11 protein-coding genes are annotated in these 15888 nt (G+C 73.9%); 6 read left to right on the forward strand and 5 right to left on the reverse strand.

Features of this window, described 5'->3' with window-relative positions; genetic code table 11:
• The 3 genes from DP939_RS13610 to DP939_RS48675 are packed head-to-tail and all read left to right on the forward strand — an operon-like array spanning position 1 to position 3780.
• A complete protein-coding gene (locus DP939_RS13610; protein ID WP_225878227.1) occupies positions 1–591 on the forward strand; it encodes an RNA polymerase sigma factor in 591 nt (196 codons plus the stop codon).
• Positions 588–1037 (forward strand): hypothetical protein, encoded by a 450-nt coding sequence (locus DP939_RS13615; protein ID WP_113981020.1) that lies wholly within the window; start codon positions 588–590, stop codon positions 1035–1037. Before DP939_RS13610 ends, DP939_RS13615 begins: the two co-directional genes overlap by 4 nt.
• A gap of 10 nt (positions 1038–1047) precedes the next feature.
• Entirely contained in the window at positions 1048–3780 is a 2733-nt protein-coding gene (locus DP939_RS48675) for a CHAT domain-containing protein (protein WP_147267981.1), read from the forward strand.
• Here DP939_RS48675 and DP939_RS13625 read toward each other — a convergent pair.
• The 3 genes from DP939_RS13625 to DP939_RS13635 all read right to left on the reverse strand — a co-directional run bounded on the left by DP939_RS13625 (position 3720) and on the right by DP939_RS13635 (position 7945).
• Positions 3720–4535: a sulfurtransferase gene (locus DP939_RS13625; RefSeq protein ID WP_113981022.1), complete on the reverse strand. Its 816-nt coding sequence runs from the start codon at positions 4533–4535 to the stop codon at positions 3720–3722. The genes DP939_RS48675 and DP939_RS13625 overlap by 61 nt on opposite strands.
• A 112-nt stretch (positions 4536–4647) precedes the next feature.
• Positions 4648–5238: a DUF5998 family protein gene (locus DP939_RS13630; protein ID WP_113981023.1), complete on the reverse strand. Its 591-nt coding sequence runs from the start codon at positions 5236–5238 to the stop codon at positions 4648–4650.
• Positions 5239–5305: 67 nt separating this feature from the next.
• Positions 5306–7945 carry a bifunctional acetate--CoA ligase family protein/GNAT family N-acetyltransferase gene (locus DP939_RS13635; RefSeq protein WP_113981024.1) on the reverse strand — a complete coding sequence of 880 codons (2640 nt, stop codon included), beginning with the start codon at positions 7943–7945 and terminating at the stop codon, positions 5306–5308.
• A gap of 204 nt (positions 7946–8149) precedes the next feature.
• On the opposite strand from DP939_RS13635, the gene DP939_RS13640 reads away from it, so the two are divergent.
• Positions 8150–9043 carry a carbohydrate kinase family protein gene (locus DP939_RS13640; protein WP_113981025.1) on the forward strand — a complete coding sequence of 298 codons (894 nt, stop codon included), beginning with the start codon at positions 8150–8152 and terminating at the stop codon, positions 9041–9043.
• Positions 9044–9084: 41 nt separating this feature from the next.
• On the opposite strand, the gene DP939_RS13645 is transcribed toward DP939_RS13640, so the two are convergent.
• On the reverse strand, positions 9085–11178 hold the full coding sequence (locus DP939_RS13645) for a RecQ family ATP-dependent DNA helicase (RefSeq protein WP_225878228.1): 2094 nt from the start codon (positions 11176–11178) through the stop codon (positions 9085–9087).
• 113 nt (positions 11179–11291) lie between these two features.
• Here DP939_RS13645 and DP939_RS13650 point away from each other — a divergent pair, with 113 nt between their 5' ends.
• Positions 11292–13808, forward strand: coding sequence for a DNA gyrase/topoisomerase IV subunit A (locus tag DP939_RS13650; RefSeq protein WP_225878229.1), 2517 nt, complete (start codon positions 11292–11294; stop codon positions 13806–13808).
• Positions 13809–13894: 86 nt separating this feature from the next.
• Positions 13895–14458, forward strand: coding sequence for a thioredoxin family protein (locus DP939_RS13655; protein WP_113981026.1), 564 nt, complete (start codon positions 13895–13897; stop codon positions 14456–14458).
• A gap of 1034 nt (positions 14459–15492) precedes the next feature.
• On the opposite strand, the gene DP939_RS13660 is transcribed toward DP939_RS13655, so the two are convergent.
• Positions 15493–15852, reverse strand: a complete 360-nt coding sequence (locus tag DP939_RS13660) for a hypothetical protein (protein ID WP_199565139.1) — start codon at positions 15850–15852, stop codon at positions 15493–15495.
• Positions 15853–15888: the final 36 nt, after the last annotated feature.

Raw genomic sequence — 15888 nt, forward strand, 5'->3', positions numbered from 1 at the left:
TTGGAGGATGCCTTGGAGGAGCGCATGCACGACGTGCGGCCCGGCGACCTGCTGGTCGCCGCCGCCCACGGCGACCAGCAGGCGTGGGACGCGCTGGTGAGCAGGTTCGGGGCGGCGATGTGGTCCACCGCGAGGGCGTGCGGCCTGGGGGCGGCCGACGCGGAGGACGCCGTACAGGCCGCCTGGCTGCGGCTGCTGGAGAGCATGGGGGGCATCCGCGAGCCGCATGCCGTGGGCCTGTGGCTGGTCACCACCACCCGCAGGGAGGCGATCCGGCTGGCGGGGCGGCGACGCCGCGAACACCCCGCACCCGCCCCTGCGGAGGAGCCCGCGCACGCGGCCCGCACGGCCGTACCGGACATCGCCTCGGCGGTGCTCGACGCCGATGAGGCGGGGCGGCTGTGGCGGGCGGTGGAGTCCATGAACGAGCCCTGCCGCTCGCTGCTGCGGCTGATGGCCACGGCCCCGGACGCCGGGACGCAGCGGCTGGCCGCACGGCTGGGCATGCCCCCGGGCAGTGTGGGGCCGACGCGGGCGCGCTGCCTGCGCCGGTTGCGGACGATCGTGGAGACCCGGGAGGCGGCCCGATGACCGGCGACGACCTGCTGATCGCGGCACTGCACCTGGCCGCCTCGCGCGATCCGGTGCCGGGCCACGTCACCGGCTCGGCCAGGGACGCCTACCGGCTACGGGTACCGGGCGCGGTCACCGCCCGGCCGATCCCCGCTCCCCCGCCCATCGGCACACGCGCGGGGACGGGCGACTGCCGGCGGCTGCGGTACGCCGCGGACGGGCTGATCGTGGACATGGAGGTCGTGGTGGGCGCGGGCGCGATCGACATGGCGGGCCGGGTGAGCCCGCACCCGGGCCCCGGCGGCCACCTAGAGATCCGCACCCTCCACGACACCCACCCCCGCCCCCTGCCCGACACCGGCCAGTTCGCGGCCTGCGGCCTCCCCCCGGGCTGGTACAGCATCGTCTGCCACCGGGACACCCGCCCCCCGGTCGCAACCACCTGGACCCGCCTCGGCCGCTGAGGAACCCACCATGCCAACCCCAAACAATCCCCCCACCCCAGGCGAAACCGCCCCACACCCCCTCCCCAACGAGGTCGCGAGCGCCTCCACGGTCCCGGGCGAGAAAGCTGTACGGACGGGCGGCGCGCCACCCGGGCACTCCCCCACCCCCGGCAACACGCCGCCCGGGCGGCCCGCTGCCCCCGGCAACGCGCTGCTCGGCCGATCCGCAGAGCCTGGCACGGACGATGTACGGGAGCCCGGCGACGGCCTGCCCGGGTGGGTGGTCGAGGCGGGTGGGGTGTTGGCGGCGGCGTGGCGGGCCGTGGTGGAGAGTGCGGTGGATCCCGTGGTGAGCCGGTGGCGGGCCGGGGAGGTGCTCGCGGTGACCCAAGGGGAGGGGGATCTCGCGGCGCGGGTGGTGGCGAGGCGGGCGCTGGCGCTGGCAGCGCGGGAGTTGGGGGATCTGCCGCTGGCGGAGGAGGAGTTGCGGCGGGCCGTACAGGAGGGTGCGGCGGCGGCACCGCAGCCGACCGCTCAGGCGCGGCTGTCGCTGGTCACCGTGCTCACCGAGCTGGGCCGCCCCGCTCAGGCGCTGGAGGTGGCCGACGCCGCCGAGCCGTACCTGTGCCGCGCCGAACGCGCCAAGCTGGACACCCAGCGCGCGGTGGCGCTGAGCCGCCTGGGCCGGTTCGGTGAGGCGGTGCGGTGCTGCGACCACGCGGTGCGCGTACTCACGCCACCCGCCGGCCCGACCGCCGGCACCGGAGAAGACGACCTGCGGTTCCTCGCCGGGGCGCTGCTGAACCGCGGGATCACCGCGGCCTACCTGGGCGATCCGCGCGCCGCCCAGGACGACCTGGAGCGCTGCGCCGAGCTGGCCGCGACCGTCGGCCTCGGCCATGTCACCGCGCTGGCCAGGGCCAACCTGCCGTTCGTGGCGGCCAGGCGGGGCGACATCGGCGGGGCCTTCGCGCACTACCGCGACGCGGAGGAGGCGCTGGCCGCCTACCCCGAACGGCTGGCCACGATGCGCTGCGACCTCGCCGGGGCGCTGGTGGCGGCGTACCTGCCCGGGGAGGCCAGGGCGCTGCTCGGCCTGGCCGTGCCGGAGCTGGAGTGCGCCCGCGCCCTCGGTGTCCTGGCCGAGGCCAGGCTCCTGCTGTCCGAGCTGGAGTTGCAGACCGGCGACGCGTACCGGGCGGCCCGTACGGCGGCGCGGGCCTGCACCGAACTGGAGGAGCAGGACCGCGACGCCTGGACCCCGCTGGCCACGAGCGTCGCCCTGCGCGCGCGGCTGGCCATCCGCGGCCCCGACCCGGCCCTGCTCCCCGCGTTGATCAACTGCGCGGACCGGCTCACCCTCCCCTTTCCCACCGCCGCCGAGGCACTGCGGCTGACGGCGTCCGAGGTCGCGCTGGAGGCGGGCCGCCACGACCTCGCCGATGCGCTGCTCAAGCCGCTGGTCACCGGGCCGGGAGTGGCAGGGCGGCACGCCGAGGCCATGACGCGCGCGTTACGCGGCGACCAGGAGGGCGCGCTGCGGGCGGTGGCGCGCGGTCTCGCCGACGTGGGCGCTTCGGTGGCGGCGCTCACCGATCCGATGACCCGCGCCCACGCGGTCAAGGCGGGCGAACGGCTGGCCGCCTTCGGCCTGTCGGTCGCGATCGGCACCGGGCACGCCGGTACGGCGCTGGCCTGGGCCGAACGCTGGCGCGCGGTCGTCCGCACGGGTGTTCCCTCCTGCCCCGGGCTGGGCGCACTGCGGGCCGCGCTGGGCGGGGCCAGGCTGGTGGAGTACATGGGGCACGGCGACCGGCTCACCGCCGTCGTGGTGAGCCGGACCGAGGTCACCATGCACCCGCTCGGCCCTGCGAGGCGCGCGGCCGAGGCGGGCCTGCGGCTGCGGTACGGCCTGCGCCGCGCCGCCTGCCGGGACGGGGCCGGCTCGGTGAAGCGTGAGGCGGCGGCCGTGCAGGCGGAGCTGATCGCGCCGCTGGCTGGACGCCTCGGTGACGGCCCGCTGGTCATCGTGCCCACCGGGCCGCTGTACCCACTCCCCTGGCCCGCTCTCCCGGCGCTGGCCGGGCGGCCGGTGTGCGTGGCCGCGAGCGCCGCCGGCTGGCTGGCGGGCGACCGTACTTCGGCGGCCCGGCAGGCGGCGGGAGGCGTGGTCGCGGTCGCCGGTCCGGGGCTCGTGCACGCCCGCACCGAGGCGGCCATGGTGACCGCCCGCCATCCGGGCGCGCGGTGGGTACCGGCCCGCGCCGCCGCGGTACTGGCCGCGCTCGACGGGGCCACGCTGGCGCACCTCGCCACCCACGGCACCTTCCACGCCCACAGCCCGCTGATGTCCGGGCTGGTGCTCGACGACGGTCCGCTGATGGCCTACGACCTTCTGGGGCTGCGCAGGCCACCCCGGCTGGTGGTGTTGTCGGCGTGCGAGGCGGGCATGGCGCACGCGCCCACGGACGGCGGGCCGCTGGGCCTGGCGGGGGCGTTGCTGTCCCGGGGTACGGCGTGCGTGGTCGCCTGCGTCGTGCCGGTACGCGACGAGGAGGCCCTGATTCTGATGACCGCCTTCCACGACCTGCTGGCCGCAGGCGGCACCCCGGCACGGGCACTGGCCACGGCGGCTTCTGCGACCGGGGTACGCGGCTTCGCCTGCTTCGGCGCGGGGCACCGGCCCCTGGGTAGCGGCTCTCAGCCGGTGGCGATCGGGCGGTCGGGGGAGGTGATCCAGTCCGACCATGAGCCGATGTAGAGGGCCGCGGGGACCCCTGCGAGGTGCAGTGCCAGCACCTCGTGGGCGGCGGTCACGCCGGAGCCGCAGTAGGCGCCGGTCGGGGTGGCGGGGGTGACGCCCAGGGACTCGAAGCGGGTCTTGAGGCGGGCGGGGGGCAGAAAGTGGCCGGAGGCGTCGACGTTGGCCGCGGTGGGGGCGTTGACCGCGCCCGGGATGTGCCCGGCGACGGGGTCGATCGGCTCGGTCTCGCCGCGGTAGCGCTCGGGGGCGCGAGCGTCGAGCAGTACGCCGTTCGCCGGGAGCGCGCCCGCCTGCTCGGCGGAGAGCACGGGCATGCCGCCCGGGTGCGCGGTGAAGTCGCCCGGATGTACGTCGGGCGCCGTGGTCTCCACGGGCAGTCCGGCGGCGGTCCAGGCGCGGAAGCCGCCGTCGAGGACGCGGACGTCGGGGTGGCCGAAGTAGCGCAGGGTCCACCAGGCGCGGGCGGCGGCGGTGGAGTCGGCGTCGTCGTACACCACGACGGGCCGCGCGCCCGAGACGCCGAGGCGGCGCATGGCGGCCTGGAAGGCCGCGGGCTCGGGCAGCGGGTGCCTGCCGCCGGGCGCGGGCGGCGTCGGCGGGGCGGCGAGGTCGGTGTCGAGGTCGCAGAACACCGCCGCGGGAATGTGCCTCTCACGGTAGGAGGTGAGACCGGGCGGCCCGGCCAGCCGCCAGCGCACGTCGAGCACGGACGCGCCGGGCAGCGCGGCCAGACCGGCAGGTGTGATCAGCATCGGACGACACTCCTCGGGGTGGTCGGGGTTCCCTGCGTCGCAGCGAAACGCTACGACATGGCGACCCCCGGCACGGCCACGCCAGGCCGTCCGGCCCTCGGGGACAGGGGTCTCAGGGGGTGGTGCGGGCCGTGGCGGCGGAGAGGGCCTTGGCGAAGGCGAGTACGTGGGCGACCGCCTCCGCGCCGTCGGCGGCGTCGCTGACCCGCAGGGACAGGTCGTCGGCGGTGATCGCGCCGGTGTAGCCGTGGTCGGCCTCGCAGTTCTCGTCGCCGCAGGTGGCGGGCTCCAGATCGACGTGGGAGATGCCGCCCCAGCCGATGTTGAGCGTGGCCTCGGTGGGGGGCACGCCGGGCGCGTAGGCGGCCGGGTCGGGGACGACCCTGGTCACCGCGACCGACTTGATGCGGCTGAGCCGCACGGCCTCGGTGGTGGTGGAGGCGTGGGCCACGGTGACGCCCTCGGCGGGCGGATGCTCGTCGGTGTGGCACACCAGAAGCCGCGTCGGCGTGAGCACCAGCACGGTGACGTGCCTGCGGACTTCCATGGCCGGGTCGAAGGTCGCCTCATGGTGGACCACGTAGGCGTCGACCGCCTCTTTGCCCAGCGCGGAGTCGACCGCGTCGGACACGAGGTCGGGGTAGTAGCCGCTGCGATCGATCGCCTCGCGCAGGCCCGCGGCCGAGACTCGGGTTTCCCTCATGGGTCCATCCTGCCCTGTCCGAGGGCCCGGTTTCACCCGCCGGCCCGGGGTACGCCACCCGCCCGGCTCAGCGCAGGCGGCGCGGTCCGTCGTCGGGACGCGGGCCCTGTGGGACCCGCAGTACGGCACGGGCCCCGAGCACCGTCACCCCGCTCTCCCCCACCAGGACGGGGTCGAGGTCCAGGCGGTCGAGTTCGGGGAGTTCGTCGGCCATGCGGCCGGTGAGGACCAGCAGTTCGCGCAGCGCGCCGACCGCCACCGGGGGGTAGCCGTACTCGCCGAACAGCAGCGGTGCGGCCCGGATCGACCTGATCAGCTCGGCGGCGTCGCCGGTGGACAGCGGGGCCAGGCGGTATCCGCGGTCGCCGAGCAGCCTCGCGGTGACCTCGCCGAGCCCGAAGGACACCACGGGCCCGACCGACGGATGCTCCACCGCGCTGATCAGCGCGGGCACGCCCGGCTGCGGAGCCATTCGCTGCACGGCGATCGGGACGCCGGGGCCGAGCTGGGCCGACAGCCCCGCGTACGCCTGGCGCAGCGCCTCGGGCCCGGTCAGGCCCAGCCGGACCGTCCCGGCCCGCGCGGCGGCCTCCCGGTCGGCCGCCTTGACCACGACCGGCCAGCCGAGCCGGTCGGCGATCTCCACGGCCTCGTCGGCGGTGGCGGCCACGGGGGCGGGCCACACGGTGACGCCGTAGGGGGCGAGCAGCCGGGCGGCGTCGATCTCCACGGCCCCGGTACGGCCGGCCAGCGCGTCGCGTACCAGGTCACGGGCCTCGGCGGTGCCCTCTCCCCCGCCGATCGGCGGGTGCTCCAGGGGCCGCTCGCGCCACTGCGCGTGCCGTACGACGTGGGCGAGGGCGCGTACGGCCTCCTCGGGCGCCGCGTAGGACGGGATGGACCCGCGCCCGGGGTCGTGTCCCTGGGGGTCGCGGCTCAGCTCGGGGAGCATGCCGACGCGGCCCTCGAACGTGGCGAGCACGGGCTTGCCCGCCGCGTCGGCGGCGTTGCTCAGCAGTTCGGCGGCGACGGCCGCCGCGTCGCCGGGGATGGGCGGCATGTAGATGACGACCACGGCGTCCGTCTCGTCGTCGGCCAGCTCGCCGGAGAGCGCCGCGCCGAACGCGGCGGCCCCCGCCTCGGCCCCGAGGTTGACGGGCGGCCGTGGGTCGAGCCCGGCGGTGACGCAGGCGTCCAGTGCCAGCAGGGCCAGCGCGTCGGAGTTGCTCACCACGCCCACCCTGGGCCCGGCGGGCAGCGGCTGGTACGCGAGCAACTGCGCCACGTCGAACTGCTGGATCAGGTCGTCCACCCTGATCACGCCCGCCTGCTCGAACAGCGAGCTGAGCGCGCTGTCGGGCAGTTTCAGCGCGGGGGCGGCGTGGCCGATGGGCACGCCCTGGGTGGTGCCGCCGCTCTTGACCACCACCACCGGCTTGCGCCGCGAGACGCGCCTGGTCAGCCTGGCGAACTTGCGGGGATTGCCGATCGACTCCAGGTAGAGCAGGATCACCTCGGTCGCCGGGTCCTCCTCCCAGAACTGCAGCAGGTCGTTGCCGGAGACGTCGGCTCGGTTGCCCGCGGACACGAACGACGAGATGCCCATGTTCCGCTGGGCGACGCGGTGCAGCAGGGTGGTGCCGAGCGCGCCGGACTGGCTGAAGAAGCCGACCCGGCCGCGGGCCGGGATGGTGGCGGCCAGGGTGGCGTTCAGTCGTACGCCGGGGTCGGTGTTGGCGATGCCCAGGCAGTTCGGGCCGACCACGCGCAGGCCGTGGGATCGGGCGATGCGGACCAGCTCGTCTTGTCTGTCCCGGCCCTCGGGGCCGGTCTCGCCGAACCCCGAGGAGACCACCACCAGCCCGCGCACGCCCTTTTCCGCGCATTCGACCACCAGGTCGCGCACGCCCTCGGCGGGCACGGCGAGCACCGCGAGGTCCACCTCGCCGTCGATGGCGGTGACGCTGGGATAGGCGCGTACGCCGGCAAGCGCCCTGGCCTCGCGGTGGACCGGGTAGACCGGCCCGGCGAAGTCGGCGGCGAGCAGGTTGCGGAGCACGGTCTGGCCCACGCCGCCGGGCCCGCGCGAGGCGCCCACCACGGCCACGGAACCGGGGGTGAGCAGCCGTTCGATGGACCGCGACTCGGCGCGGTGCTCGCGCGCGGCGGTGACCTCCTGGGAGGTCTCGGTGGGGGTCAGGTCGAGCGTCATCCTGACCACGCCGTCGGCGAAGCGGCTCTGGGCGGTGTACCCCGCCTGGCGCAGCACGGCCATCATCTTCTGGTTGGCGGGCAGCACGTCGGCGACGAACCTGCCGATGCCGTGCTCGCGGGCGGTGGCCGCCAGGTGTTCCAGGAGTACCGAGGCGACGCCGCGGCCCTGGTGGGCGTCCTCGACCAGGAAGGCGACCTCCGCCTCGCCGTCCTGGATCTTGTCGTAGCGGATGACCGCGACCATCTCCTCGCCGATGGTGGCGATGAGCGCGACGCGATCGACGTAGTCGACGTTGGTGAACCGGGTCACCTCGCGGTCGCTCAGCCGCGGCCGTGGTCCGAAAAAGCGGAAATAGATGGATTCTTCGGATAGCCGGGAGTAAAACGACCGGAGCCGTTCGGCATCGGCGGGACGAATCGGCCGGACGTGCGCGGTGCCGCCGTCGGCGAGAACGACGTCGGCCTCCCAATGCGCGGGATAGTATGCAGCCATCGGACGCCTCCACACTCACACCAACAGTCACGAGCGTAAACCGCCATCTCAGATGACAAGACCAGTGGCCCTTGTTCAACAACGCTTGTGCATCGACTGGCGTCCTCTGTCGGCTCTCTGGCCCAAAGCCCCGCGAGAAACTGTTAGGTTTCTCGGCGTCAGACGTGAGGCCACGTGAAGGCAGTGCAGCAAGGCGGTGACGTCATGACCCGGGTTGTCGTGGTGGGCGATCTCATGACCGATGCGGTCGCGCGTGCACGCTTCCCACTCGCAAGGGCCAGCGACACCCCCGCGATCGTGACCATGCACGGCGGCGGGTCGGGTGCCAACGTGTCGTCGTGGCTCGCGGTCGAGGGGGCCGATGTGGCCTTCATCGGCCGCAGGGGCGCCGACATCACCGGCCGCAACCGCGACATGGAGCTGATGGGCTACGGCGTGGACGCCCGGCTCGTGATGGACCCCGAGCGGCCGACCGGCACCTGTGTGGTGCTGGTCACGCACAAGGGCGAGCGCACCATGCTCTCCGACCCCGGGGCCAACGCCGCGCTGTCGCCGGAAGACCTGCCGCGCGACCTGTTCAGCTCGGGCGGCCACCTGCACCTGTCCGGGTACACGCTGGTCAACGAGGGTTCGCGGGACGCGGGCATGACGGCGCTCGACCTGGCCAGGCGGGCGGGCATGAGCATCTCGGTCGACTCCTCCTCGGCCGCGCCGCTGGAGCGCACGGGCGCGGAGCCGTTCCTGGAATGGACCCACGGGGCCAAGCTGCTGTTCGCCAACGCCGACCAGGCCAAGGTGCTCACCGGGCGCGACGACCCGGCCGCCGCCGCCAAGGTGCTGACCGCGTGGTTCCCGCAGGTGGTGATCAAGCTCGCCGCCGACGGCGCGCTCTGGTACACCAATAACCGCGCGGAGCCGGTCAGGGTGCCCGCCGAGCCGGTGGACCGCGTGGTGGACGGCACCGGCGCGGGCGACGCCTTCGCGGCCGGGTTCCTGCCGCCGTGGCTGGCGGGCAAGCCGCCGTCCGAGGCGCTGTCGGCGGGCTGCAGGCTCGCCTCGAAGGCGATCTCCCACCTGGGCGCGCGGCCCCGCCTCTGAGCTCTTAGGAGTTTGAGCTTTAGGGCCGGGGCCCGGGGCGCTCAGGTCGTGACGGCCAGCGCCAGGGGCAGTACGGCGGGCGCGCCCGCGTGCCGCAGCAGCGCCGCGGACATGGTCATCGTCCATCCCGTGTCCACCCGGTCGTCCACCAGCAGCACCGGCCCTCCGGCCGCCGCCACGGCGGCGCCCAGCTCCGGCGGGGTCATCAGGGTCGCCCTGATCGCCTGCACCCGCTGGGCGCTGTTGAACTGCCGTCCGGGCGGGCCCGAGCGGTAGCCCAGCTCGCCCAGGTAGGACAGGCGGCCCACGGACGCCAGGCGTTCGGCCAGGCCGCGCACGAGCGCCGGACGGCGGGCGGAGGGGACGTTGACCACGGCCACCGGGCGCTCGCGCCACTCCCACGCGGACAGCACCTTGATCACCGCGCCGAACACGTCGTCGGGCACCGGCCCGTCCGGGGCGCCGTCGGCCAGCAGGTCGCGCAGCCGGTTGCCCCAGCCGATGTCGGTCAGCCTGCCCAGCGCCCGGCCGGGCTCCGCGCCGAACTCGGGCTTGATCCGCCCGCTGAGATCGGCGATGCCGGTCGGCCACTGCCTGCGGGCCTCGACCTCCACGCCGGGGCGCGCCAGGCGTTCTCTGGCCACCTCGACGGCGGCGGGCGCGACCTCCGCCGCCCGGTGCTCGCCCGTGCAGTTGTCGCAGCGCCCGCAGGGGCGCGCGGCCGGGTCGTCGAGGTGACGGCGCAGGTATTCCTCGCGGCACTCGGTGGTGGTGAGGTAGCCCAGCATGGCCTCCTGCTCGGCGCGGCGCTCGGCCGTGATGCGCGTGTAGCGCTCGGTGTCATAGGCCCACGGCTCGCCGGTGGCCTCCCAGCCGCCCTTGACCCTGCGCACCGCGCCGTCCACGTCGAGGACCTTGAGCATCATCTCCAGGCGGCCACGGCTCAGGTCGACGCGGGTCTCCAGGGCCGGGGTGGACAGCACGCCGCCGTCGAGGGCCGCCAGCGTGGCGCGTACGACCGGCTCGGGGGGAAAGGCGAGGGAGGCGAAGTATGCCCAGATGGCCCGGTCTTCTGGGCCGGGCAGCAGGATGACCTCCGCCCGCTCGACGCCGCGCCCGGCCCGGCCGACCTGCTGGTAGTAGGCCACCGGGGACTGGGGCGCGCCCGCGTGCACGACGAACCCGAGGTCGGGCTTGTCGAAGCCCATGCCCAGGGCGCTCGTCGCGACCAGGGCCTTGATCTTGTTGTTCAGCAGCGCCTCTTCGGCGGCCAGGCGCTCGTCGGGGTCGGTCTGGCCGGAGTAGGCGGCCACCTCGTAGCCCTGCTCGCGCAGGTAGGCGGCGATCTCGTGGGCGGCGGCCACGGTGAGGGTGTAGATGATGCCGGAGCCCGGAAGCTCGCGCATGGTCTGGGCGAGCCAGGCCAGCCGCTGTTCGGCGGTCGCCAGGCGTACGACGCTCAGGCGCAGGCTCTCCCGCTCCAGCGGGCCGCGCAGGACCAGGGTCTCCTCGCCCATCTGCTCGGCCACGTCACGGGTGACACGGGCGTTGGCGGTGGCGGTCGTGGCCAGCACCGGGATGCCGGGCGGCAGGTCGTCGAACAGGGTGCGCAGCCTGCGGTAGTCGGGGCGGAAGTCGTGACCCCAGTCGGAGATGCAGTGCGCCTCGTCCACGACCACCAGGCCGGCGCTCTCGGCCAGCTCGGGCAGCACGTTGTCCCGGAACTCGGGGTTGTTCAGCCGCTCGGGGCTGACCAGCAGGACGTCCACCTCGCCCTCGGCGACCTGGGCGTAGACGTCTTCCCAGGCGCCGGTGTTGGCCGAGTTGATGGTCACGGCGCGGATGCCGGCCCGCTGCGCGGCGGCGATCTGGTTGCGCATCAGCGCCAGCAGCGGCGAGACGATGACGGTCGGGCCCTCGCCCAGCTCCCGCAGCAGGGCGGTGGCCACGAAGTAGACCGCCGACTTGCCCCAGCCGGTGCGCTGGACGACCAGGACCCTCTGGCGCTTGAGCACAAGCGTCTCGATCGCGGTCCATTGGTCATCGCGCAGGCGCGCGTGGTCTCCGGCGAGGGCGCGCAACCGCTCCTCGGCCGCCTCGCGGACCATCGCGGCTTCGGGAAGGACGTCAGCCATGAGGTCCTTGTTACCAGGTTTTACCGACCCGCATAGCCGACCTTCCGGACATCTCACGCATGCCGCACAGCAGGCTCCGTCCAGGTCGCGGAACGGTCGTCACCTTCGGCACAATGTTCGACATGGCCCGACGAACGACGACGCCCCCGCCGGAGGACTTCGAGGAGCGGATCATCGATATCGATGTCTCCTCCGAGATGCGCACCAGCTACCTCGAATATGCCTACTCGGTCATCTACCAGCGCGCGCTGCCCGACGCCCGAGACGGCCTCAAGCCGGTCCAGCGGCGCATCCTCTACTCGATGAACGAGATGGGCCTGCGGCCCGACCGGGGGCACGTCAAGTCCTCCCGCGTGGTCGGCGACGTCATGGGCAAGCTCCACCCGCACGGCGACACCGCCATCTACGACGCGCTGGTGCGGATGGCCCAGCCGTTCTCGATGCGGCTGGGGCTGATCGACGGGCACGGCAACTTCGGCTCGCCCGACGACGACCCCGCCGCCATGCGCTACACCGAGGCCCGCCTCGCGACCGCCGCGACGATGCTCGTCCAGTCGATCGACGAGGACACGGTCGACTTCAAACCAAACTACGACGGGCAGGAGACCGAGCCCACGGTCCTGCCGTCCGCACTGCCCAACCTGCTGGTCAATGGAGCCTCGGGCATCGCCGTGGGGATGGCCACCAACATGGCCCCGCACAACCTCATCGAGGTCATCGCCGCCGCCCGGCACCTGATCAAGCACCCCGAGGCCGGGCTCGACGCGCTGATGCGGTTCGTCCCCGGCCCCGACCTGCCCACCGGCGGCACGATCATCGGCCTGGACGGCGTCCGCGACGCCTACCAGACCGGCCGGGGCACCTTCAAGATGCGCGCCAAGTGCGCCATCGACCAGGTCACGCCGCGACGCAAGGGCATCGTGGTCACCGAGCTGCCCTTCAACGTCGGCCCCGAGCGGGTGGTCACCAAGATCAGGGAGCTGGTGACCGCCAAGCGGCTGCAGGGCATCTCCGACCTGAAGGACCTCACCGACCGGCACAAGGGCCTGCGCCTGGTCATCGAGATCAAGAACGGCTTTAACCCCGAGGCCGTGCTGGAAGACCTCTACCGGCTCACCCCGATGGAGGAGACCTTCGGCATCAACAACGTCGCCCTGGTCGACGGCCAGCCGCGCACGCTGGGGCTGCGGGAGCTGCTGCAGGTCTACGTCGATCACCGGATCGACGTGGTGCGCCGCCGCTCGGCCTACCGCAGGCGCAAGCGGGAGGAGCGGCTGCACCTGGTCGACGGCCTGGTCATCGCGCTCCTCAACATCGACGAAGTCATCCAGGTCATCCGTTCCTCCGACGACTCCGGGCAGGCGCGTGCGCGGCTGATGGAGGTCTTCGAGCTGTCGGAGATCCAGGCGGCCTACATCCTGGACACCCCGCTGCGCAGGCTGACCAGGTTCGACAAGCTGGAGCTCGACCGGGAGCGGCAGACCCTCCAGCAGGAGATCGCCGAGCTGACCGAGATCCTGTCCTCCGACACCCGGCTGCGCGCGGTGGTCTCCAAGGAGCTGGCGGAGGTGTCCAAGCAGTTCGGCACGCCCCGCCGCACTGTCCTGCTGGAGTCCTCCGGGGCCGCGGGCGCGGTGGCCGTGCCGCTGGAGGTCGCCGACGACCCGTGCCGGGTGCTGCTGTCCTCCACCGGCCTGCTCGCCCGTACGGCCGACGCCGCCCCGCTCGCCACCGAGGGCGAGCGCGCGAACCACGACGTGCTGGTGTCGGCGGTCGCCTCGACCGTGCGCGGCGAGATCGGCGTGGTCACCTCGCACGGCCGCATGATCCGGGTCAGCGTGGTGGACCTGCCCACGCTGCCGTCCGCGGCCTCCCCGCCCACGCTGTCGGGGGGGCATCCGGTGAGCGAGTACGTCACGCTCGCCTCCGGTGAGACGGTGGTCGGCATCGGGTCGCTCACCACGAGCGGCGCCGGGCTCGCGCTCGGCACCGCGGGCGGTGTGGTCAAACGGGTCACCCCTGACTATCCGGCCAACCGGGACGAGTTCGAGGTGATCGGGCTGAAGGACGACGACCGGGTGATCGGCGCGGTCGAGCTGCCCTCCGAGGATCACGACCTGGTGTTCATCACCTCCCACGCGCAGCTTCTGCGCTTCCCGGCGTCGGCCGTGCGCCCGCAGGGCAGGCCGGCGGGCGGCATGGCGGGCGTGCGCCTCGACGAGGGGGCCACGGTGATCTTCTTCGGCGCGGTGGACCCGGCGCTGCCCGCCCGGGTGGTCACCATCGCCGGTTCGGCCACCGCCCTGCCCGGCACGCAGACCGGCGGCGGCAAGGTGTCCGACTACGCGGAGTTCCCCGCCAAGGGGCGGGCCACCGGCGGCGTACGGGCCCAGCGCTTCCTCAAGGGCGAGGACACCCTGCTGCTGGCCTGGGCGGGGCCCGCGCCCGCCAAGGGCGCGTCCCCGACCGGCAAGCCGGTGCCGCTGCCGGAGGAGTTGGGCCGCCGCGACGGGTCCGGGATCCGCATCACCAACGCGGTGGCGGCGATCGGCGGCGGGCTGGGCACGCACCCGATCACGGCCGGGTCGCCGCCCGCGACCGCCCAGGACGACGGCGACGACCCCTTCTGAGGTTGCCGAGCGCGCCGGTGGCATGTCCTCGCCCGCCCTCGCGGGTCGGGCGGGGACGGGCCGCCGAGGTGCGCGACAATGGGGGCATGCCTGTCACCTCGTTCATGGTCCCACTCGGTACGCCGGCCCCCGGCTTCGACCTGCCCGCGGTCGGTGGCGGACACCTCTCACTCGACGACATCAAGGGCGCTCCGGCCACGCTCGTGGTCTTCCTGTCCAACCACTGTCCCTACGTCCGGCGGATCGAGGCGGGCATCGGAGCCTTCGCCGCCGACTACGCGGATCGGGTGACCATCGTCGCCATCGGCAGCAACGACGTGGTCAACTACCCTGACGACGACGCCGGCCACCTGGCCGAACAGGCGGCCAGGGCCGGGTTCGCCTTCCCTTATCTGATCGATGAGACGCAGGAGGTGGCGCGGGCGTACCGGGCGGCCTGCACACCTGACTTCTTCCTCTTCGACGGGGAGCTGCGGCTGGCCTACCGGGGCGAGTTCGACGACGCCCGCCCGAAGAACGACGTACCGGTCACCGGCGCCTCCCTGCGCGCCGCGGCCGACGCGGTCCTCTCGGGCACCGCCGTCCCCGAGCCCCAGCACCCGAGCCTCGGCTGCGGCATCAAGTGGAAGCCGGGCAACGAGCCCACCTGACCCTCAGGGGGCCTGGCGCCGGGTCGGCCGGGCCCCACGGAGTTCCGCCGGGTTCGGGGCGCTGTACGGGCGCGAGGGGGATCGCGCTGATGTGCACGGCTGATGCCTCCCGTCCAGCGATGTGTCATCAGAGCCGCGGCCGGCCCTCAGCTACACCGCGCTTGCGGATCATCGGCCGCGCAGGCAAGCGGCCAACGGTACGCCCCCGGTCGGCCGGCGTGGATGTGGGCGTGTCGCCCTTGGCCTTCGCTTCGCTCAGGCGTCTTCCCGCTTGCCGGGCTTCGCCCGACGCCGGTGCCGCGCCGTTCGCCCGCTGATCTTTGGGAAGGGGGCGACGGTACGGCATGCCGTGGTGTCCACCGCCCCGCCGTACGTGGCCCGGCCCCGTGTCCGGTGTTTCGCGTGTGTCGAGGCCGGTCGCCGTTCTCAGCACCGGCTGAAACGCCCCCAGGTCGCCCACCGCTCCCCGGCCACACTCCTCGGCTGCACGGAACACGGCCTGGCACCGAACCAAGCCAGAGTCGGCCACGCAGGCGATCGACCAACAGTACGACCCCGGCCACACTCCTCGGCTGCACGGAACACGGCCTGGCACCGGACCAGGCCAGAGTCGGCCGCACAGGCGATCGACCAACGGTACGACCCCGGCCACGCTCCTTGGCTGCACGAACGCCTGGCGTCAGACCAGGCGAGGGCTCCCACTTGCCGATCATCGGCCGCGCAGGCGATCGGCCAACGGTACGACCCGCGTCGGCGAGCCGCAGGTCCACCGACTGCCGGTTCAGGCCGGCGAACGCGGTGATCCGGATGAGCGCGTCGGTCTCGGTCACGTCCCGGCATCCTTCGTGGTGCCGGGTCGCGAGCGGACCCGGCCCCGGCCGAACGGCACCCTGGCCGCGAACCTGCATCGGATCAGTCAGGGGCCGCCATCTGGGAAACCCCGGCCGTGTGGGCGACCGGTCCCCCGTACGACCCCAGCCGCACGGCGGCCTGGCACCGGGTCCGGCAAGGGCCCGCTGCCTGTGGATCACCGGTCAAGGGGTGCGGCTCTTCGGCTGTACGGCGGCTGGGATGCACCCCTTCACGGCGGAGGGGCGGCGGGGGGCGGTGGCGATGGTGAGGAGGAGGCGCCAGGGTTCGCCCTCCCAGGAGCGGATCAGGGCGACGGTCTCGTCGTCCGGGGTGAACGTGTGGCCGCCGTTGATGAAGCAGCCGGCCTGGACCAGGCCGGTCATCAGGGGGTCGTCGTCGCCCAGGGCCGCGACGTAGGCCGCCGCGTCCAGCAGTGCCAGCGCGCACCGGGCGTTGCGCTCGTCGTCGCGCAGCTCGACCCGGTCGAGCCGCCACCGGGCCTGGCCGCGCAGGTAGGCGGCCACGAATTGGCTCTTGCTCATGCCCTCTCCACGGTAGTCGGACCCTAAGTTAGGGCA

This window comes from Spongiactinospora rosea, assembly GCF_003315795.1.
GTDB lineage: Bacteria > Actinomycetota > Actinomycetes > Streptosporangiales > Streptosporangiaceae > Spongiactinospora > Spongiactinospora rosea.